This is a genomic window from Virgibacillus sp. M23 (assembly GCF_034190895.1).
Classification (GTDB): Bacteria; Bacillota; Bacilli; order Bacillales; family Amphibacillaceae; genus Virgibacillus; species Virgibacillus salarius.
On record NZ_JAWDHA010000004.1, the window covers coordinates 66,671 to 87,492 of the forward strand.

A 20,822-nucleotide genomic window follows, 5' to 3' on the forward strand; every position below is an offset into this window, starting at 1 on the left:
GGAAGATTAAATGAGTAAAATAATTATTGAAAATGGCTCTGTAATTGACGGTACAGGAAAAGAACCATTAAAAAATTCAATTGTGGTTATTGAAGATCAGAAAATCACCTATGTAGGTAAACAAGAAGGGTATGCGAAATCCGGAGAAGAAGCTGTAATAGATGCTCAAGGAGGCACTATTTTACCTGGATTAATTGATTCTCATGTGCATATGATGATGGAATTTTCGCCAATTGCTGATAGGCTTGCAACACCATTCTCATTTATGTATTATCAAGCAGCTAAGTATTTAAAGACTACGTTACATGCAGGTATTACTTCAGTTCGGGACGCATTGGGGACTGATCTAGGAGTGAAAAAGGCCATTGAAGAAGGGCTTATTTCTGGACCAAGATTACAATTAAGTATTAACGCCTTAACAATTACTGGTGGACATGGAGATGGTTATACAGTTTCCGGAAATGTAGTTGATCTTTTACCTTCTAATTATCCTGGAATGCCAAGTGGAAAGTGTGATGGGGTGGAAGAGGTTCGTAAAAAGACAAGAGAAATGCTACGTGCAGGAGCTGAAGTTATTAAAGTTCATGCAACTGGTGGAGTATTGAGTGCCACAGATCACCCAGAATTTACTCAATTCTCATTAAATGAACTTAAAGCGATCGTAGAGGAAGGACGTTTTCGGAAAAACGTAAAAGTTATGGCACATGCACAAGGTGCTGAAGGGATTAAAAATGCTGTTAAAGCAGGAATTCATTCCATTGAGCATGGAATATTTTTAGATGATGAAGCCATTGAAATGATGCTTGAAAATGGTACGTTTTTAGTACCAACCTTGCTTGCGCCAGTTGCCGTTCTGGAAACAGCAAAGGAAACAGGCATGCCTGATACAGCCGTGCAAAAATCGAAAGAGGTAATTGAACAGCATAAAGCAAGTATTGCTAAAGCACATCAAGCTGGTGTGAAAATAGCAATGGGTACGGATGCTGGCGTAATGAAGCATGGGACGAATCTTCGAGAATTAGGGCTTATGGTAGACGTTGGAATGAGCCCTATGGAAGCTATTGTTGCTTCGACGAAAACGGCTGCTGAATGTTTAGGATGGGAAGAAAAAGTAGGAACAATTGAAACAGGAAAGTTAGCAGATGTTATTGTTGTAAAGGGGAATCCATTGGAGGATATTTACTCACTTGCAACGAATGAAACTGTACAAGTTGTTATTAAAAATGGGGAGATAGAGAAAAATATGCTAATAAAAGAAAAGATAGCGTCGAATTAGTATTTAATAGAAGTGCTATTCCCTTAATAAATAGGGTTATGGTACTTCTTTTATTTATTGTTAAAAAACAGAAATAATTGAATGCTTGTAACATACCAATATGGTCGAGGATTCTTAATGATATATCTGCTAAATGGGCTCATTCCTATATTTTCGACGCTTTTTGGCGAATTTGAAGTTTTTTTGGAATTGCAACTAATTGAATTGGTATAACCATCGTATTTTTTAGAATTTTTGGGCGCTATTCTTAAAGGATTGCCCTTTATTTAACTGTCACCGTAACTCAGCAAGTTTAATCAAGCTATATAAGGTTTAAAGGCTTTTGACGCTTCCCCCTAATTATTTATAAGCTTATATAGTAGATTATTTACCAAAGTCTGGGAGGTGGAAGCATCCAAAGAACCATTAGCACGATTACAAAAACACGTGAAATTGATCAGGAACTTGAGTTTCGTATGCCTACAAAAGATGATGGGGCAGCTGTGTGGGAACTAATCCATGAAATTGGTAACCTTGACCTTAACTCTTCTTATAGCTATATCCTATGGTGTGATATGTTCTCAGAATCATCCATTGTTGTGAAAAGTGAAGGGGAAACGGTCGGATTCATTTCTGGGTTTATTCATCCGAATAAACCGAATACATTATTCATCTGGCAGGTTGCTGTTCGAGAAACTCAACGGGGTAAAGGGTTAGGAACGAAAATGTTGATGAAGTTGTTAGAGCGGGAACAATTATCAGAGATTCGATTTATTGAAGCAACGGTATCACCATCCAATTTACCTTCTCAGTATTTATTTTTAGGTTTAGCAAAAAAGCTAGACACAGAATGTGTGGTTGGAAATTATTATTTATCAATTGATTTTCCACGAACAGGACATGAAGATGAGCAACTGTATAAGATTGGCCCTTTTCAAAAGGGAAATAATGAATAAAAGGATGATTTGGTGACTACAGCAGTATTAAATAATGAAAAAATGAAAACCTTTGAAGAATTGGAATCATCGGTTAGAAGCTATAGCAGAGGCTGGCCAACAATTTTTACAAAGGCTAAAGGATATAAACTATGGGATATAGATGGAAAAGAGTATATTGACTTTTTTGCTGGTGCTGGTGCATTAAATTATGGTCATAACAATGATGTTATGCAGCAAAAGCTGATTGAATATATTCAAAATGACGGAATCATTCATAGTTTGGATATGGGCACAACTCCTAGAAAGAACTTTCTAGATCAGTTCAACGACGTTATACTTAAACCTCGTCAACTAGACTATAAAATAATGTTTCCGGGACCAACTGGAACGAATACTGTAGAAAGCGCCTTGAAAATAGCTAGAAAGGTAACGGGGCGCGACACGGTTATTAGTTTTACAAATGCATTTCATGGAATGACAATAGGTTCATTATCCGTGACTGGTAACTCATTTAAACGTCATGGTGCAGGAATACCTCTTCACCATAGTGTTTCTATGCCATTTGACGAATATGTGGAGGATCAGGACTCAATTGCTTACTTAGAGCGGTTCCTTGAGGATAGTGGAAGCGGTGTAGCATTACCGGCAGCAATTATCTTGGAAACTGTACAAGGAGAAGGCGGAATCAATGCGGCTAGCATGGAATGGCTAAAGAAAGTCGAATCTATCTGTAAGCGTTGGGATATTCTGTTGATTATTGATGATGTTCAAGCTGGATGTGGTAGGACTGGTACATTCTTTAGTTTTGAACCTGCAGGAATTAAACCTGATATTATTTGTCTCTCTAAATCAATAGGGGGTATTGGTCTACCTATGGCTATTACATTAATTAAACCAGAATTTGATCAGTGGGGACCAGGTGAGCATAACGGGACATTCCGTGGGAATAATTTAGCGTTTATTGCAGCTACGGAAGCTTTAACAAATTGGGAAACAGCTGCCTTTAGCAACTCTATTCAGCAAAAGGCTAACCTTATTCGTGAACGTATAGAATCTATTATTAATAAATTCTCCACGTTACAAGGTGAGGCACGAGGTCGTGGGTTTATGCAAGGTATTGTGATACAAGAAGCAGATCTTGCCAATAAGATTTGTGCGGAGGCATTTAATCGCGGATTAATTGTTGAGACATCTGGACCAAATGATGAGGTTGTAAAATTCCTTCCTCCTTTAATAATTGAAGAAGAGGGGATAAATAATGGTTTTGATATTCTTGAAGAAGCAATTAAACAAGTATTGAAGTAAACATTTTATATAAGATAGAAAAGAGGAGATTATTCATGATCGTAAAATCACTTGAAGATATTATTGGAACAGAAGATGAAACATCTGGGGAAAATTGGTCAAGCCGTCGATTTATTTATAAAAAAGATGGTGTAGGTTTTAGCATGAATGATACCATTATTAAAGCGGGTACCAACAACTTCTTCTGGTACAAAAACCATATTGAACTTGTCTATTGTATCGAAGGAGAAGGTGAGATTGAAAAATTAGAAACTGGTGAAGTATATCAATTAAAACCAGGAACTATGTACCTTTTAGATGAACATGATAAGCATGAACTTCGTGCCCGTACACAAATGCGTATGGTATGTGTATTTAACCCACCATTAGTTGGTAGCGAGACGCATACAAAAGAAGGATATTATCCTCTATTAACAGAATAACTAAATGAAATAAATGTACTTCACCCCAAAAGTGAGAGTGAAATCTTTCTTTTGGGGTGTTTCTTTATGGCTAAGTATAGTGATCCATTTAAGTTAATAGTAGTAAGAGTATATCAAAGGGTTATTTAGGATATGACATGTTGGCTAAGAAGCATGGATTGACAAGCAGTTCCCACGTAAACGGTGGGTTGAAGAATTGTATAAGAAATTTGGGAGGGAAGGATTAATAAGGCAACGGGAATAGCAAGTTTATTTTGTTCCATTTACACTGGATGTATGAAGCTTTATGAAGAGAACAGATTCTTCATAAACGAAAACAGTCATTTAATTTGGGGTTACAACCTCCAATAATTAGTTCATGGAAAAAATTGTTAGTGAAGGTGATAATGAGTCCTTGGGAAACCCGAAAGGACGACCACCTATGTCTGATAAGGCTAAGAAAAAAGGAAATAAACAAACAGTTGAAAAAGAAATGACATAGGAACAAAAATTGGAACCACAGAACAAACTTCTTCGCCTAGAGGTAGAACTTACAATCCATTAATTTAAACGAAGTAAAAAAGCTTCAGAACGTATGATATAATTAAAATTCAGAATAATATGAAGTGGGATGTGGAATTAGTTATAAAAGAAGGGGGTTGATTTAATGAATATTCGGTCTATCGAAGGATCTGATTACTATCGTATTTCACCTATCATAAATGAATGGTGGGGTGGGAGACAGATGGCAGATATGGTACCAAAATTGTTCTTTGAGCACTTTAATAATAGTAGCTTTATAGCTGAAGAAAACGGAAAAATCATTGGTTTCTTAATAGGCTTCGTATCTCAATCCCAGACAAACACGGCTTATATTCATTTTATTGGTGTACACCCAAATCACCGAAATATGCAAATCGGAAAACGATTATACCACACGTTTTTTCAGGTTATGAAACGGTTTAACGTTGAAGTAATACGCTGTGTAACTTCGCCAAAGAATAGAAACTCAATAGCATTTCATACCCATATGGGTTTTGATATTGTTGAGGGAGATAACGTTGTAGATGGTATCTCTATTCACACGCAATATGATGGGATAAACCATGATCGAGTTTTGTTTAGGAAGCAAATATAATTTAACTTCAAGTTTAATTATAGAAAAAGATACAACACGATTGGAGAATCCGATATGCATTACTCTTTTAAACCAATGACGCAGGAACAGGCTGAAATTATTGCTTACGAGTGGTATTACGATGGAGAGTATCGCTTCTATAATATGGAAGAAGATCAAGAAGATTTACAAGAATTCCTTAATCCTGAACGACGTCAAGGTTCTCATTTTATTGTACATGATGAAAAGAATGAATTAGTAGGTTTTTTTACCTATCATTGTGGGGATCATAAAGTAGAAATTGGGCTTGGGATGAAGCCAGAATTAACGGGGCTCGGTTTAGGGATAAGTTTTTTGCAAGCGGGTATTCAGTTTGCAGAGAAAAAGTATATTTGTCAGCGTTTAACGTTATCGGTGGCTAGTTTTAACCAGCGAGCTATAAAAGTGTATAAAAAAGCCGGATTTCAGACTGTGGAATCCTTTACGCAGCATACGAATGGATCTAATTATGAATTTATCAAAATGATGAGGAGTAAGGGAAAATGATAGAAGCTGTTATTTTTGATTTGGATGGAACGTTACTTCATAGAGAAGCTTCTATAAAACGGTTTGCCACGAATCAATATGAACGCTTCTATCCTTATTTCAGTCATATACCTAAAAAATGCTATGTCAATCGATTTATAACATTGGATAAAAGGGGATATGTGTGGAAAGACAAAGTATATCAACAAATGGTTAAGGAATTTAATGTGACTGGCATAACCCCTAAACAGTTATTAACTGATTATTTGGTTCAGTTCAAAACTAACTGCATCCTTTTTCCTAAAGTTTTAAAATTGCTGGAAGCACTGCAAGAACGATCATTAAAACTTGGCATAATTACAAATGGACAAGGACCGTTCCAAATGGATGTCATTCGTAAAACAGGGATCTTTCCGTTTATGGATGAGGTTTTGGTATCTGAATACGAGGGAATAAAAAAGCCAGACTTAGAGATTTTTAGAAGCGCTTTAGATCGGTTACAAGTTGCCGCAGCAAGAAGTATATTTGTAGGTGATCATCCCCAAAATGATGTCCATCCTGCTAAAAAGTCGGGGATGATAAGTATTTGGAAAAGAGATGCATATTGGGGAAGTGCTAATGCGGATTTTATCATTGATGATATGATGGAATTACTTGATATAATCGAAGACGAATCATTTCATATCGGGATGTGTAAAGAGCTTTCGTGCTAATTGTATATCGTTTATGATGTGGATATCCATCTATCTAATCATTAGCTTGATGGATGCAAAACTTTATCCTCTTGATTATTTGGCATATTGAGTAAGACAACTCCTCCAATAATGAAAATCAATCCAACCACGGTCAAGAAGCTAAATGGTTCATTCCAAATTAGTATTCCTATTAATGCAGTCAATGCCGTTCCAATTCCAGCCCAAATAGCATATGCCAAGCTTAGGGCTACTGTTTTTAAACAAATAGAGAGGAAATAAAATGCTGAAGCAAAGGAAACTACGACACCAAAAGATGGTAAAGGATTAGAAAAACCATCGGATATTTTAAGCATTGTTGTACCACATACTTCACTTATAATTGAGATGGCTAACATGACATATCCTTTCATAAGAAAAACCTCCAATCTACTATTATACTCCGCTCGATAATTTTAGAGAAATAACGCCACCAATAATAAAAACTAAGCCGATTATTTTTTTAAAATTAAATTTTTCTTTATAAACAAGAACACCAATGAGTGCAGTCAATGCAGTCCCTGCACCAGACCATACTGCATATGCAGTACTAAGTGGTATAGCAGTAAGCGTGAGCGATAGTCCATAAAACGCTATCCCCATTCCAAATATAACTCCTAAGGAAGGGAGGAGCCTTTTGAATCCGTTGGACTGCTTCAACATAGAATTTCCAAACACTTCACCTAAAACAGCAATGATTAAAATTACAAATGGATTGATCATTAGGGGCACCTCCTATGTTGTCATTTGAATTAATTTTTCAATGACCTTCTCACGTAAATTCTCATCTAATGGAGCCATGTCAAGCATTTCCGAATAATAAATACCATCAATGGCAAGTCGGATAATACTAGCAGTAACGGGATCTAGATTGTCTTGCTCAACTTTATTTTGCATATAACGATATCCCTTGCTAAGTCCTTCTGAAATATCAGGATTTAGCATGGATGCTGCCATGATTCCAATATTTAGTTTCGCGTTATTATCCAAGTCCCATTTAGATGTTTCAATTAAGGCTCGTGTCCACTTTCCTTTTTCATTAGGATCGTTTTCTGCATGTTTATTAAATGAGTTGGTAAATTGCTCAAATATATGATCAGATAAACCTTTTAATAAAGCATCTTTATTTGGGAAATGATATAGTAAACCGCCTTTGCTAATTCCAGCATGATTAGCAACAGCGTCCAAGGTTAACGAATTAAAATCATTCTCAAGAATAAACGCTGTACCAGATGTTAATATATGTTCTCGTTTCTTCTCAGCTTTCGTATTCATTACCATTCCTCCAATCAACCAACATAAAAAAGACCAACCGGACGGCTTTTTTAAAATTGTAACAACTAGGTGGTTTTTTGTCAAATGAGTATACAAGAGCAGCGAATATCACTGTTTCATGTAAGGAGAATTGTAGAAGGAGAACTGTAAAATAGAGAAGGGTTATGAAGTAGGTAAATCATTGTTTTTTTGTAGTCTAGGGAAATTATAAAATTTGCCAATGTTAATAAATATCGTTTGAGCCGCGTCCAGCTCCAGCGCCCAGAAGCTAGATGACTTTACGAATTGCCCTACGATAAGTCATCATCGGCTCGCAAGCTCACCGTGATTCCTTTATCTCTGTAGACTTGCTCCAGTCGCTACGTTTCTAATCGGGCGCTTGCGCTTTTGTGCAACGGTGAAAATTACAACCTACTAGGAATGCTCTATTATATCCATATATTACAAGTGAACAAATGATGATCACCCTTTATAATAGAGTACAGGGGTGATTTCTACATGTATATAAGTATTGGAATTATAGCATTATTGAGTTATTTTATATATATAGGCTATAGAAATACGCATTCTGTGGTTGTTAATCAAATTGATATAGAAAAAGATATAGAAACAAATAAAGGGAAAATACTAAAAATATTGCATATCTCAGACTTGCATATTGAAAATATATCGATAACTCCACAAAATATAATGCAACAATTAGATTCTCAATCGCTAGATTTAATTGCGTTAACAGGAGATTTCTTAGATCGTAAGAAAAGTATTCCCAAGCTTATACCTTATTTAGAGGAATTGAGTAAATTAAATCCTAAGTATGGTGCTTATGCGGTTTTTGGTAATCATGATTATGTGTTAAAGGATAGAGACTTTCAGCAATTAAAAGATATACTGAATCAGTATGGATTCAAAACGCTTCAGAATGAAAATGCGGTAATTACAGTAGATGGTGAGGCTGTTAATGTTATTGGCATTGATAATTTTAGTACAAATCATAGTAATCTAGTTAAATCGTTTGCAGGTTTGCAACAAGGAAGTAATCTTGTGTTAACACATGATCCAAATGTAGTTTTAGAAATGGACAAGTATCATTTTGATTATCTGCTTTCAGGTCATTTTCATGGCGGGCAAATTCATTGGCCAAAACCTTACCACCTTCGGAAAATGGGGAAACTGGTCAAGTTGAATATGGTTAAAGGACTTCATAAATTAGAAGGTCGTCCCTTTTATATTAGTGAAGGGCTTGGTCAAACAGGAATTAATATTCGAGTTGGAAGTCGTCCGGAAATCACCATTCATCATTTGCGCATAGGTAATCGGATCAAAGAAGTCATTTAGCCAGTGTTGGAAGTACAGCGTTGCGAAAATACTTCGTTGTCTCGCTATATAGGGGTTATTAAAACCAAACAACTAATTTAGAATTAGCCAAAGCACAACTAACATTCAAAAAGTTGGTACCGATCCCCAGAAGTTAGATTTTTTACTCTAACTTCTGAGGGTCGGTATCTTATTGTTCTGCTTTATTTTACTGAAAATTATTGATCTCAATCTCTTGATCTATGTCAAGACAAGGAGTCTGTGTATTTGTCATGATGTTTCCACCATTCATATCTTGGGGTTTTCCTGACCCAAGTAGGTGAGTTTTCCCAATCCTCTTGCCTGCCCATCGGGGTGATATCAAGATAGCTCCAATTACTACCTAAGTATTCAACACCACGTGCTCCTGTTGAATACGTATGATAAACCTTGTTGTTATCTTGTAAGAATACGCTGTATCCGTGCGTTTCTTCTCCTTGCTTCGTAGTTGCTCCAAAGTCATAATTGAAGTCACTGTTAAAGGAAGAGTACCATGGCAAGGTCCATTCCATTCGCTTTTTAAAGGGATGTATTTTTTCCATAGGAGCTCTAGAAATTAAGACCAACGTCGTGTCACGTGCACGTAAATGAGCTTGGTGTCCAATGTTATCTACCATCATAGAACAGCCATCGCAGCCTTCAACCCAACTGGGGTCAAACATGAAGTGATAAACAATAAGCTGTTTTTTTCCGGCGAATAAATCAAGAAGGCTATATTGCTCCTTTAATCCGTTAAATGTATAGTTTTTTGTTATTTCTACCATAGGTAAGTGACGACGTTCTGCATTTAATTTATCGCGCTCTCGAGTATGTTCCTTTTCCTTCTTTAAAAAGGCCTGATGTGCTTTATTCCAATCTTCTTTTGTTACAATCATCGCTTGATTTACATGAGTTTTGCGAAGCTGTTCATTATCAGCTGTATTATTTTTGCTACAGCAATGCTTCATTGATTCTGACATAAATAATCATTCCTTTCTCAAGTATATTCTTTCGGTAAGCAAAGAATAGCATATAGAAGAAGGAAGGGTTTCTCTTTTATTGCTATATGATCTACATAAAAGGAGTTATTTCCTCTTGACAATAATTAGAAAATTCTATATTATAATTAGTATTTTTATGATAGACGAACTAGGGGTATTAACTATCAACAATTAAAGGGGGGTTGGCATGATTACATCAATTATAAGTTCAGAAGATACATGGTTGTTATGGGCCTTTATGGCAGGTTGGGCTGCTGTAAGCATATGCTTAGAACAAAAATATAAGTGGGCCTCCAAGGTGACGGGTGCTATTATCGCTCTTGTTGGTGCGATGGTTCTCGTAAATATAAATGTGATTCCAAGTCAAGCACCTGCTTACGATGCTGTTTGGTCATATGTTGTCCCACTTGCTATTCCGCTGTTATTATTCCAGGCAAATCTTAAGAAAATATGGAATGAAAGCGGCAGAATGTTATTGCTGTTTCTTATTAGTTCAATAGGTACTGTAATCGGGGGCTTTGTTGCTTATATGTCTATGCATCAATGGATTCCAAATGCTACAAAGATTACAGGATTAGAAACAGGTTCCTATACAGGTGGAGGCGTGAACTTTGCTGCTTTGTCAGCTAAGCTTGAGGTACCAGGCGAATTGGCTTCTTCTGCTATAGTGGCTGATAATATTCTTATGGCGCTTTACTTTTTTACTCTAATTATGCTGCCAGCAATAACATTCATTCGTAACAGGTTCCATACACCTTACCTCGATGAATTGGAACAAAACAATAATGATTCTCAAGAGAATGGAGTTCGTACCTATTGGAAACGAAAAGAAGTTTCATTAAAAGATATTGCTTTTGCTATTGGTATAGCATTTGCACTAGTAGCAATCTCGTTTAAACTTGCTGAAGTTATTGACCAATGGATTCCATCAGGAGAAGGTGTTGGTTTCTTTTACAATGTATTAAATGGTTTATTCGGCGATGGTTATTTAATGCTAACGAGTATTACCGTTTTTGTCGTCACTGTCTTCCATCGTTTCTTTGAAAATATTCATGGTGCTCAAGAAATAGGTACGTATTTAATTTATATTTTCTTTGTAGTAATTGGAGTCCCGGCATCACTTCCACTACTTATTAGTAACGCACCTTTATTATTGTTGTTTTTAGCTATTATGGTTCTATTCAACATGCTAGTAACATTTACAGTTGGCAAGCTGTTTAAATTCAGTCTTGAAGAAATGATAGTTGCTAGTAATGCTAATATTGGTGGCCCTACAACCGCTGCTGCTTTTGCAATTGCTAAAGGTTGGACGAAATTAATTGTTCCGATTATGTTAGTTGGTACATTAGGTTATGTGATTGGGAATTATTTAGGAAGTATGGTTTATTATCTTCTTCCATAAAAGTGAACTAGTATATAAAAGAGTGCCCTATGTTATCAATATTGTATGGAAAACCTTTTATATTGTAAATGAAAGGGCACATGTTTGCTAAGTAGCATAGTCAAGGCTAGATTATTAGGTAGTTTCGTTTTCCTACATATTTTATTTTCATTATAGTAATCTGTCTCTATATGCTATGATGGATTAAATAAGAACAATACGCGGAGTGGCACCACTGCACGTAAATAATGTTTCATGGAGAATAAAAATGGAATCGGTTAAAGAAAAGATTTTAGATAATTTATATAAACAACTAAAAACTAAAAATCATATCATTGGTGTAGCTACTGGATCTGGTTTAACAGCAAAATATGCGGAACAAGGTGGTGCAGATTTTATACTGGCGTTAAGTTCGGGTCGATTTCGTCAAATGGGTGTTAGCTCACTTGCTGGGTTTATGCCATATGCAAATAGTAATAGCGTCGTTATGGATTTTGCTCTAAAGGAATTATTGCCTGTAATTAAAAAAATACCCACCATTTTTGGTTTGTTTGCAACTGATCCAACGATTAATTTAGAGGCTTACATAAAAAAGATTCAGGATCATGGTTTTGCTGGAATAAATAACTATCCAACACTAGGATTAATTGATGGTGATTTTCGCGAAGCACTCGAGGAGCAAGGAATATCGTATCAAAGGGAAGTTGAGGCAATTCGTATTGCAAGTCAACGTGGCCTGTTTACTGTTGCCTTTGTCTTTAATGAAAGCCAAGCAAAAGCCATGCTACAAGCTGGCGCAGATATCATATGTGTCCACCTTGGTTTAACAACAGGTGGGATACTAGGCGCAAAACAAATACAATCCTTGCAATCAGCCAAACGAATAGCAATAGCCATATTTAGTGTATGTAATCAATTTAATCGGCCTGTCATTAAGATGGTTTACGGGGGGCCAGTTAACAAGCCAATTGATGTACAGTTTATGTATGATGGAACGGATATAAATGGTTATATCGGTGGTTCTGTCTTTGAAAGGATACCAGCAGAGCAACTTATTATGAAAATAACCAAGTCATTTAAGCAAACGTATGATGTGAAGTATGAAGAATTTATGCAAAAAATTATAAACGGCTTTAGTAGTAAACAAGATTATATTGCGTTTATTAAAGATTATATAAGTACACATTATATGGAGCAAATTACCTTGAATGATCTTGCGAGTATCTTAAACCTATCTAGGACTTATTTAAGCACATTGTTTAAAGGAGAGATGGGGATTTCATTCGTTAACTATTTAATTAACTTTCGATTAAATAGGGCCATTGAAATTATGTACGAAAAAGATCTTCCTTTTTCGACAATTTCAGAAATGGTTGGTTATCCAAACTATACGCAATTTAGTAAGATATTTAAAAAAAGATATGGATTATCACCCAAGCAATATAAAAAACAAACATTAGGACAAAATAAACGAACATAAATACATTAATTTTCCGCGAAGAAAGCGATATCATTGGGATAGAGGGATAAATTGAAATTGCAAAAAGATAGAGATTACCCCGCACTGAAGCAATGGGTCATTGCTAATGTCATCACATCCTTGAAAAGATATCGCTTTTTTCGTGCGAAGTTTTCTGGAGCAATTTTAACTTTTCCTCCAGCTACCTTTAAAGCAGGACAGGACATTGTAGACTAAATAACAGATTTAACCTAACCAAAATTGAATGTGTAGCCAGCTAGCAAAGGTAGATGTTACGTTTTTAAATTATTAAAAGAAAAGGGGAGTTGGAAATGTCGAAAACAATTGCATTAGCAGGTACTTTTGATTCAAAGGGTAAAGAGTTTCAATACGTTAAAGAGTTGATTGAATCACTTGGGTTTCAAACATTGACTATTCATACAGGTGTTTTCGACCCTGTTTTTCCTCCAGATGTATCTAATACAGAGGTATTTGTTGCGGCTGGGGAAGATAAACAACAAATCGTAGCGGCAAAGGATCGAGCTCATGCTACGCTCGTCCTCTCTAAAGGTATGGAACTACTACTGCCAAAACTATATGATGAAGGAAAATTTGACGGCATTCTATCTTTTGGTGGAACAGGAGGTACTTCTATCGTTACACCTGGCATGAGAGCACTGCCTATCGGTGTACCAAAAGTTATGGTATCAACAGTTGCATCCGGAAATACGGAGCCATATGTTGGGACAAGTGATATTATGATGTACCCTTCTATTGTTGATGTAGCTGGATTAAACTCTATTTCTACCAAAATCTTCACAAATGCAGTCTTTGCAATTGCTGGAATGCTGACATATGAAAACAAAACAACGATTGAAAAAAAACCTTTAATCGCTGCGACAATGTTTGGGTTAACGACTCCCTGTATTAACTATGCAAAAGCATATTTGGAAAAACAGGGATATGAAACATTAATTTTCCATGCTACAGGAGTTGGTGGCCGTACAATGGAAAACCTTATTGAGAATGGTTTTATTAAGGGTGTGCTTGATTTAACAACAACAGAATGGGCAGATGAGCTATTTGGTGGTGTATTAGCAGCTGGCCCACATCGATTAGAAGCAGCGGCGAAACATCGTATTCCTCAGGTTGTATCTGTTGGTGCAATGGACATGGTGAACTTCGGACCGTATGATACTGTTCCAAAGCATTACGCGGGTCGAAATTTTTATAGGCATAACCCTACCGTTACATTAATGCGTACGAGCGTTGAAGAAAATAAGCAAATCGGTGAAGCTATCGCAGCCAAATTAAATAAGGCTGAGGGAGATACTGCTCTTATATTACCGCTAAAAGGGCTTTCTGGACTAGATGTAAAGGGACAGGACTTTTATGGTCCTGAAGAGGATACGATGTTATTTGATACGTTAAAGGAAAAAGTAGATCGTTCAAAAGTACAATTGATAGAGCTTGATAATGTTATTAATGACAAAGCTTTTGCTGAAGCGGCAGCTGAAAAGTTAATTCAATTAATGGAAGCTAAAAAAGGAGAGAACTAAATTGTATTCACGCGAAGAAATTTTAAATCGATTTAAAGAAGAGGTCAATGAAGGGAAAATATTATTAGGTGTGGGAGCTGGCACAGGTATAACTGCTAAAAGTAGTGAAGCTGGTGGTGCGGATATGCTAATTGTTTATAATTCTGGTCGATATCGGATGGCTGGTCGTGGATCATTAGCAGGATTACTTTCGTATGGTGATGCAAACCAAATTGTTGTAGAAATGGGGAGCGAAGTGTTACCAGTTGTTCATCACACACCTGTACTTGCAGGGGTGAATGGTACAGATCCATTTAGAGTGATGGATGTATTTCTAAAGCAATTAAAGTCACAAGGCTTTAGTGGTGTACAGAATTTCCCTACGGTTGGTTTGATTGATGGGGTGTTCAGACAAAATCTAGAGGAAACGGGCATGGGATATGATCTTGAGGTTGATATGATTAAAAAAGCGCATGAATTAGATATGCTCACAACTCCGTATGTGTTTGATGAGGAGCAAGCGAGAAAAATGGCGGAAGCTGGAGCAGACATATTGGTTGCGCATATGGGACTCACAACAAAAGGAACGATTGGAGCTAAAACTGCGTTAACTTTAGATGACTGTGTAGAAAGAATTCAAAAAATCATCGATGCTGGGAAGTCCGTAAATCCAGATATTACAGCTATTTGTCATGGTGGACCGATAGCCGAACCGGAAGATGCAGCATATGTAATCGAAAGAGTAGATGGTATTGTAGGATTCTTTGGAGCATCAAGTATTGAAAGGTTTGCTGCTGAAAAAGGTATCAAAGAGCAAGCAGAAGCTTTTAAAGATATTCGAAACTAACGTAATTAATTTAGCTATAATGGGAAGAAATGTTTAAACAAGGGGGAGTACAAATGGTTATCGATTGGTCAGTAACGCAGGTGTATAATACGATTATGGCGGTAGCAACTGGTGTAGGTTTATTATTAATTCTGCGATTTGCATCACATGTGAACAGAGGGCGCGTTGGACAGCTGGAGGGGTGGGCCATTGGCTTTGCTATCCCTGGTTTTATCCTTACAATAACTGGTACGCATATGAGCTTAACATGGCCGTTGTCTAAAATTGGATTTCCCTTCGATGATATCATCTTTGGAGAACCATCCTTAGCTTTTGGGGTAATGTTGTTGGCAGCTGCTATTTTATTATGGAGAAAGTCAAACGTATATATGGCTGAAGGTATAAATATGAACCATAATAAGACGGTTTCTGAAAAGTTACAACAGGAGCTACCTTATTTGTTAAAACCATTAGCTTATTTTGCTGCAGCAATGGGGCTAGCACTTTTTTCAGTGGCGATTGCTGGAGTAACTTATCAGTTATTTGCTGCTCCACCAGAAGAACCGATTTCGGGTGCATTTGCAGATTATCCGCTAATCGAGGCAATGTTTATTTCAGGATTATACGCGATTACAGGGCTGGGGGCAGTGTTATTTCCATTTATCCTAAAGCCAAAGCCTAATAAAAGCTTATTAATCATTATTAAAATGGCTTGGACTATTGCAGGATGGGTTTTTGTTTTATTTGGTGTGATGAATTATTTTACCCATATCGGACTAATTGTTAACACGATGTGATTCATTTGTTCTTGGCTGTTATACAGTTTAAAAAGGTGAACGAGTTTACCGTAACTTGTTTACCTTTTTACTATTTTAGCGTTTTGATGGGTAACATATTCTAGCTGGACATATGGTATGAAGCTTACTTGTTTTGGTATGATGCAGTATTTTGTCTTGTCTCAAGCACATTTATCGTTAGTTCCGATATATCAGTGTATAATAATATATAGTAACTAAATAATTATAAATAACTAAAAGATAGGAGTTGTATATGTTTGAAGGTTCAAGCAGCTGTTACACATAGTCAAGGTGATGATTTTAAACTAGAAGAGGTGGAGCTTTCTGAACCTAAACCCAATGAGGTTGTTATTAAAATTGTAGCTTCTGGTGTATGTCATACCGATGCAGTAGCCAGAGATGCGGGCCTTGCACCATTCCCCGCCGTACTGGGTCATGAGGGGTCAGGTGTTGTTCAAGAGGTTGGAGATGCAGTCACTACAATTGAGCCTGGCGACCATGTCGTCATTGCATTTGCTTCATGCGGGCATTGTGAAAACTGTTTAACAGGGCATCCATCTGTTTGTCTAGCATTCAATGATTTGAATTTCGGAGGAAAGATGGAGGATGGAACATATAGAATTCATCAGAATGGACAAGCATTATCCACTTTCTTTGGACAATCTTCTTTTGGAACATTTGCTGTTGCTAATGAGAAAAATGTTGTGAAAGTCGATAAAGATGTTGACTTAGCATTATTAGGACCACTTGGATGTGGAATCCAAACTGGCAGCGGTACCGTTTTAAATAAATTAAAACCCGAATTTGGTTCATCAATTGCAATATACGGTAGTGGTGCTGTTGGATTAAGCGCAGTTATGGCTGCTAAGATTCAAGGATGTAAGCAAATTATAGCTGTAGATATTCAGGAGAGTCGTCTAGAATTGGCAAAAGAATTAGGTGCAACTCATGCTATAAATAGTAAAACGACAGAGGATGTTGTGAAAGAAATAAAAGAAATAACCAATGGGGGAACGCACTATGCCATTGATACAACTGGAGTTCCTCCTGTGGTAAAACAATCCATACATGCGCTTCGCCCTTTAGGACAATGTGCAATTGTTGGTGTTACACCAGAAATAACGTTTGATGTGCATAATGATATCATGGCAGAAGGCAAAACGATTATGGGAGTAATTGAAGGGGACGCCATACCTAAAGTATTTATTCCTCAGCTAGTTGAGTATTATAAAAATGGACAATTTCCGTTTGATAAATTAGTTAAGTTTTATGAGTTCGAGCAAATTAATGAAGCCTTTGCAGATTCAAAGAATGGTGTGACGATTAAGCCTATTGTAAAAATGGCTGAATAGTATTTTCCATAACTATAAATAAAAATGAAGCGAATAGCTTGTTCGCTTCATTTTTATTTATATATATAGCGTATAGCGCAAAGTATAGCAAATTAATACGATTGTTAGTTTTAAATCAATGGTGATTGCACATAATAAGGATAATAATTGTAGAAGTTTGGTGATTAGATGGAGATTAATAATATGTATCAACCTGGTGAAGTAGTTTATGTTATCATTCGCAATCCGCACGCACAGGATGTTGCCCAGGTTCAACAGGCGGCGGTGGTAGAAAATCCTGAACTGCCACAAGAATTAGCCCTGTTTATATATGAAACCTATTATCCATTAACGGACGAGATTGCCGTATATAAGTCTGCTAATGAAGCCGAAGAGGCATATCAGGCAGCTTTTGGCTTACCAGAACAAGGAGACTACTATGGTTAAACCATTTGTTCCACAGCTTGTCTATGTTGAACCTAATGCATTGACATATCCACTAGGTAAAAAATTAATCACGAAGTTTGAGGATATGGGTATTGAGATTAGAGAAACAACATCTCATAATCAAGTTAGAAATTTGCCGGGGGATAATCATTTTCAAAGATATCGAGTAGCTAAGTCTACACTAGTTGTTGGACTGCGTAAGACCTTAAAGTTCGATACCTCAAAGCCATCAGCTGAATATGCTATTCCTTTTGCTACTGGATGTATGGGGCATTGTCATTATTGCTATTTACAAACAACGATGGGAAGTAAACCGTATATTCGGACCTACGTCAATGTAGATGAGATATTCGAAGCCGCAGAGCAATATATGGACGAAAGAGCGCCTGAAACAACACGATTTGAGGCATCATGTACGTCAGATATAGTTGGAGTAGACCACCTAACACATACTTTAAAACGGGCCATTGAATACTTTGGCCAATCGGAATATGGCCAATTACGGTTTGTGACCAAATTTGCACATGTTGATCATTTATTAGATGCAAAACATAATGGTCGAACTCGATTTCGTTTTAGTATAAATGATGACTACATCATTAAATATTTTGAACCTGGCACATCTCGGTTGAATGAACGTATTGAAGCTGCTGTAAAGGTAGCAGAGGCTGGATACCCATTAGGGTTTATCGTTGCCCCGATTTATCTACATGATGGTTGGAAGCAAGGGTATCATGAAATGTTTGAAAAATTAGAAGCAGCTTTATCAACGAAAGCGAAAAAGGATCTAACGTTTGAAATGATTCAGCATCGATTTACCAAGCCAGCTAAACGAGTCATTCAAGAAAATTATCCAATGACAAAATTGGAATTAGATGAATCGAAACGGAAGTGGAAGTGGGGAAGGTACGGAATAGGAAAATACGTTTATATGGATGAGGAGCAAGAAGATATGAAGGATACGTTAGGTGGATATATTCATAAATATTTTCCAGAGTCTAACATAGAATATTTTACGTAATGTTAGACCGTGACAACATATGTGAATGCCAAGCCTATTCGAAACGCTTTAGCTTGTCTTTGAATTGGCTCGGCTTTATTTGATGTTAGATTATCTAAACTAAGTAGCGTAGGTAAAATACAATGGCTCTCCTAGCGAGAGTGGGCCCCAATAATGCCCCTGAAGGGATCCAAAAGTTTGACAGTGAAGTAATCTCCCACAATGCAGTACAAAATCTCAACATTCCGTAATAGACCATTCTTTTTTAGAGGATAGGGTATAGTATTGCCAAGCTTTTTGATCAACGGTTACTAAGAATAACCCCTTTTTCCCTTAAGTTATCGATACATTCCTGCAAATATGAATTATTATGCTCGGGGTATATGGGATGATCGATGTTACGATTTGCATCCATACCGTAAAAACTTTCGGCATCATGTGGTTCTGAATTTTTCCCCCGGTAATATGGATCTTCCCATGATGGATCAATATTATATTCTCTCTTCTTCATTTCAATCATAATGCGTTTATGATATAAAAAAAGTAGATATGGGGAGTAGTGGAACACATAATTTACCGTAGCATGTTTTTTCCCCCATCCCTTGCCTCGTAACGCACAGCATTCACGGTGTTGTCCTAGTAATTGTTGACGTGGCAAAGCTTTAATTAGGGATTCGTGCCAAAGACGCATTGAAAAAACCTCCTTACTATATCTATCTCATAAATAAACGATATCGTTGCACATCGTATCTTCTCATTGTAATATAGATAAATGTACAAATGAAGGGGAGCTTAATTATGAGTAAGCGATCAAAGGCAAGAATTATCTTTTTCCTTTATATTTTAGTGTTATTATGTTTTGATACAACCTATTCGTTTATGATTTTTAATTTATTTCTTGCTTTTGCTGCATTAGAGCTTTCTTTTTTACTTCCTCTATTTCGAATAAGAAATAATAAAGAAATAGTGATGAGTATGTTTTTTGTTGTTACTTTTATTTTGCTATCTCCAAATGCTATTTATGTAGTAACAGATTTAATTCACCTAACTTTTTTTGATTTTGATTTTATGGAAGGACTAGAGTTGAAGGAATGGTGGAATTTTACGATATTAGTTAGTGGCGTATTTTTGGCTTTATTTTATTATGTGCTAATGATGGACCAAGTCCGAGCCTTTTTAGGAAGGTCAAAGTGGATGAATTTGATATTACTATTAATGATTATATTATCAAGTATTGGTGTATATATTGGTAGGTTTTTACGCTTCCATTCTATTCACATTTTTACAGAGCCATTAACTGTAGTTTTTCAAATTGTTCATTCACTAGACTATTCTTCTGTTCTATTTATAGGTTGGATGACGATATTGCAGATAATTATATGCTGGTTGTTTTTAGATGAAGTAGGTGTTAAAAATGGTACATAATCTATGGACAGAATTATATATTGTTCTATTACTACTAGCAGCAGTTGTGATTATTTCGCAATGCTACATTACATATCTATTTCATAAGTATGAGCAAGCAAAAATTTGGAAAGTTATTGGCATTCTTTTCCCATTAGGTCTAAATATATATATCTATCAAATTATTAAACTTGAAAAACGACTTAACAATTTTCTGCAAATAGCCTCAATGGAACGAAGGGATTGGCGGACTGCTTATTTACTTGTTTTGGCTCAATACCTACTGCTTTTTGCTGTCTTCGGCTTATTTGCTTCTCCATAATAAATAAAATACCTCCTTGACATTATACCTATAGGGGTATAATATGGATGTAGATTACAGGAAACAAGGAGGGAAATATGACTGTCTTACTATTAGTTATGATTAGTTTATTATTGCTTGTCCTTTATCGACGATATATACCCGTTTGGGGTATTGGAAAAATAAATATTGATCGTGTCTCCTCATGTAATGATAAGATAACCATTGTAGATACGAGAGACTACCAAATATCATCACAGGACATGATTGATAATGCGTGTTGTTTACCAATGCCGTACCTTCATCGTTATTATAATGAATTACCAAATCATAAACTCATCATTGTAGCAAAGGATCGGGTTGATAAAAATTTAAGCTCTCGTTTTTTACGAAAAAAAGGAAAGCACGTTGTAGGCTATCATGTAGCTGCTAATGAATAAAGGAAAGGAGGGCTGGAG

The 20,822-nt window shown here is 36.3% G+C and carries 25 protein-coding genes; 20 read left to right on the forward strand and 5 right to left on the reverse strand.

Features of this window, described 5'->3' with window-relative positions; all coding sequences use genetic code 11:
• Window positions 1-10 precede the first annotated feature (10 nt).
• The 7 genes from RVS70_RS02580 to RVS70_RS02610 all read left to right on the forward strand — a co-directional run bounded on the left by RVS70_RS02580 (window position 11) and on the right by RVS70_RS02610 (window position 6,254).
• Window positions 11-1,276: a metal-dependent hydrolase family protein gene (locus tag RVS70_RS02580; protein ID WP_121604956.1), complete on the forward strand. Its 1,266-nt coding sequence runs from the start codon at window positions 11-13 to the stop codon at window positions 1,274-1,276.
• A 455-nt stretch (window positions 1,277-1,731) separates the two neighbouring features.
• Entirely contained in the window at window positions 1,732-2,211 is a 480-nt protein-coding gene (ectA, locus tag RVS70_RS02585) for a diaminobutyrate acetyltransferase (protein WP_121604957.1), read from the forward strand.
• A gap of 9 nt (window positions 2,212-2,220) precedes the next feature.
• Window positions 2,221-3,498: a diaminobutyrate--2-oxoglutarate transaminase gene (gene ectB / locus RVS70_RS02590; protein ID WP_371413951.1), complete on the forward strand. Its 1,278-nt coding sequence runs from the start codon at window positions 2,221-2,223 to the stop codon at window positions 3,496-3,498.
• Window positions 3,499-3,533: 35 nt separating this feature from the next.
• Window positions 3,534-3,920 carry an ectoine synthase gene (locus tag RVS70_RS02595; protein ID WP_026682243.1) on the forward strand — a complete coding sequence of 129 codons (387 nt, stop codon included), beginning with the start codon at window positions 3,534-3,536 and terminating at the stop codon, window positions 3,918-3,920.
• A 646-nt stretch (window positions 3,921-4,566) separates the two neighbouring features.
• Window positions 4,567-5,037 (forward strand): GNAT family N-acetyltransferase, encoded by a 471-nt coding sequence (locus RVS70_RS02600; protein WP_121604958.1) that lies wholly within the window; start codon window positions 4,567-4,569, stop codon window positions 5,035-5,037.
• Between the two features lie 54 nt (window positions 5,038-5,091).
• Entirely contained in the window at window positions 5,092-5,562 is a 471-nt protein-coding gene (locus RVS70_RS02605; protein ID WP_321132476.1) for a GNAT family N-acetyltransferase, read from the forward strand.
• Window positions 5,559-6,254 carry an HAD family hydrolase gene (locus tag RVS70_RS02610; RefSeq protein ID WP_121604960.1) on the forward strand — a complete coding sequence of 232 codons (696 nt, stop codon included), beginning with the start codon at window positions 5,559-5,561 and terminating at the stop codon, window positions 6,252-6,254. Before RVS70_RS02605 ends, RVS70_RS02610 begins: the two co-directional genes overlap by 4 nt.
• 41 nt (window positions 6,255-6,295) lie before the next feature.
• Here the strand turns inward: RVS70_RS02610 and RVS70_RS02615 are convergent, their stop codons facing one another.
• From RVS70_RS02615 to RVS70_RS02625, 3 genes are read right to left on the reverse strand one after another with little or no spacing between them, the layout of a single operon-like run.
• On the reverse strand, window positions 6,296-6,646 hold the full coding sequence (locus RVS70_RS02615; RefSeq protein WP_026682239.1) for a DMT family transporter: 351 nt from the start codon (window positions 6,644-6,646) through the stop codon (window positions 6,296-6,298).
• A 22-nt stretch (window positions 6,647-6,668) separates the two neighbouring features.
• On the reverse strand, window positions 6,669-6,992 hold the full coding sequence (locus RVS70_RS02620; RefSeq protein ID WP_026682238.1) for a DMT family transporter: 324 nt from the start codon (window positions 6,990-6,992) through the stop codon (window positions 6,669-6,671).
• A gap of 15 nt (window positions 6,993-7,007) precedes the next feature.
• Window positions 7,008-7,547 (reverse strand): TetR/AcrR family transcriptional regulator, encoded by a 540-nt coding sequence (locus RVS70_RS02625; protein ID WP_121604961.1) that lies wholly within the window; start codon window positions 7,545-7,547, stop codon window positions 7,008-7,010.
• 498 nt (window positions 7,548-8,045) lie between these two features.
• Between RVS70_RS02625 and RVS70_RS02630 the strand changes: the two genes are divergently transcribed.
• Window positions 8,046-8,882 (forward strand): metallophosphoesterase, encoded by an 837-nt coding sequence (locus RVS70_RS02630; protein ID WP_121604962.1) that lies wholly within the window; start codon window positions 8,046-8,048, stop codon window positions 8,880-8,882.
• A gap of 224 nt (window positions 8,883-9,106) precedes the next feature.
• Here RVS70_RS02630 and RVS70_RS02635 read toward each other — a convergent pair whose 3' ends face one another.
• Window positions 9,107-9,859 (reverse strand): DUF899 domain-containing protein, encoded by a 753-nt coding sequence (locus RVS70_RS02635; protein ID WP_226983503.1) that lies wholly within the window; start codon window positions 9,857-9,859, stop codon window positions 9,107-9,109.
• A gap of 208 nt (window positions 9,860-10,067) precedes the next feature.
• Between RVS70_RS02635 and RVS70_RS02640 the strand changes: the two genes are divergently transcribed.
• The 9 genes from RVS70_RS02640 to splB all read left to right on the forward strand — a co-directional run bounded on the left by RVS70_RS02640 (window position 10,068) and on the right by splB (window position 18,680).
• Window positions 10,068-11,282: a DUF819 domain-containing protein gene (locus RVS70_RS02640; RefSeq protein ID WP_121604963.1), complete on the forward strand. Its 1,215-nt coding sequence runs from the start codon at window positions 10,068-10,070 to the stop codon at window positions 11,280-11,282.
• Between the two features lie 247 nt (window positions 11,283-11,529).
• A complete protein-coding gene (locus RVS70_RS02645; protein WP_026682233.1) occupies window positions 11,530-12,741 on the forward strand; it encodes a phosphoenolpyruvate hydrolase family protein in 1,212 nt (403 codons plus the stop codon).
• A 51-nt stretch (window positions 12,742-12,792) separates the two neighbouring features.
• Window positions 12,793-12,957: a hypothetical protein gene (locus RVS70_RS02650; RefSeq protein WP_161629282.1), complete on the forward strand. Its 165-nt coding sequence runs from the start codon at window positions 12,793-12,795 to the stop codon at window positions 12,955-12,957.
• A gap of 95 nt (window positions 12,958-13,052) precedes the next feature.
• Window positions 13,053-14,279: a Tm-1-like ATP-binding domain-containing protein gene (locus RVS70_RS02655; protein WP_121604964.1), complete on the forward strand. Its 1,227-nt coding sequence runs from the start codon at window positions 13,053-13,055 to the stop codon at window positions 14,277-14,279.
• Between the two features lies 1 nt (window position 14,280).
• Complete coding sequence (locus RVS70_RS02660; RefSeq protein ID WP_026682231.1) at window positions 14,281-15,105, forward strand: phosphoenolpyruvate hydrolase family protein; 825 nt, start codon at window positions 14,281-14,283, stop codon at window positions 15,103-15,105.
• A 53-nt stretch (window positions 15,106-15,158) separates the two neighbouring features.
• Window positions 15,159-15,881 carry a DUF981 family protein gene (locus RVS70_RS02665; RefSeq protein ID WP_121604965.1) on the forward strand — a complete coding sequence of 241 codons (723 nt, stop codon included), beginning with the start codon at window positions 15,159-15,161 and terminating at the stop codon, window positions 15,879-15,881.
• A gap of 257 nt (window positions 15,882-16,138) precedes the next feature.
• Window positions 16,139-17,233 carry an NAD(P)-dependent alcohol dehydrogenase gene (locus tag RVS70_RS02670; RefSeq protein ID WP_121604966.1) on the forward strand — a complete coding sequence of 365 codons (1,095 nt, stop codon included), beginning with the start codon at window positions 16,139-16,141 and terminating at the stop codon, window positions 17,231-17,233.
• Window positions 17,234-17,416: 183 nt separating this feature from the next.
• Entirely contained in the window at window positions 17,417-17,659 is a 243-nt protein-coding gene (locus RVS70_RS02675; protein WP_371413952.1) for a transcriptional regulator SplA domain-containing protein, read from the forward strand.
• Window positions 17,652-18,680, forward strand: coding sequence for a spore photoproduct lyase (splB, locus tag RVS70_RS02680; RefSeq protein WP_121604968.1), 1,029 nt, complete (start codon window positions 17,652-17,654; stop codon window positions 18,678-18,680). Before RVS70_RS02675 ends, splB begins: the two co-directional genes overlap by 8 nt.
• Before the next feature lie 280 nt (window positions 18,681-18,960).
• Here splB and RVS70_RS02685 read toward each other — a convergent pair whose 3' ends face one another.
• Window positions 18,961-19,350 carry a TIGR02328 family protein gene (locus RVS70_RS02685; protein WP_121604969.1) on the reverse strand — a complete coding sequence of 130 codons (390 nt, stop codon included), beginning with the start codon at window positions 19,348-19,350 and terminating at the stop codon, window positions 18,961-18,963.
• A gap of 107 nt (window positions 19,351-19,457) precedes the next feature.
• On the opposite strand from RVS70_RS02685, the gene RVS70_RS02690 reads away from it, so the two are divergent.
• From RVS70_RS02690 to RVS70_RS02700, 3 genes are all read left to right on the forward strand, one after another.
• On the forward strand, window positions 19,458-20,084 hold the full coding sequence (locus RVS70_RS02690; protein WP_026682225.1) for a DUF1361 domain-containing protein: 627 nt from the start codon (window positions 19,458-19,460) through the stop codon (window positions 20,082-20,084).
• A complete protein-coding gene (locus tag RVS70_RS02695; RefSeq protein ID WP_034679386.1) occupies window positions 20,074-20,385 on the forward strand; it encodes a hypothetical protein in 312 nt (103 codons plus the stop codon). Before RVS70_RS02690 ends, RVS70_RS02695 begins: the two co-directional genes overlap by 11 nt.
• A 77-nt stretch (window positions 20,386-20,462) precedes the next feature.
• On the forward strand, window positions 20,463-20,804 hold the full coding sequence (locus RVS70_RS02700) for a sulfurtransferase (protein WP_121604971.1): 342 nt from the start codon (window positions 20,463-20,465) through the stop codon (window positions 20,802-20,804).
• Window positions 20,805-20,822: the final 18 nt, after the last annotated feature.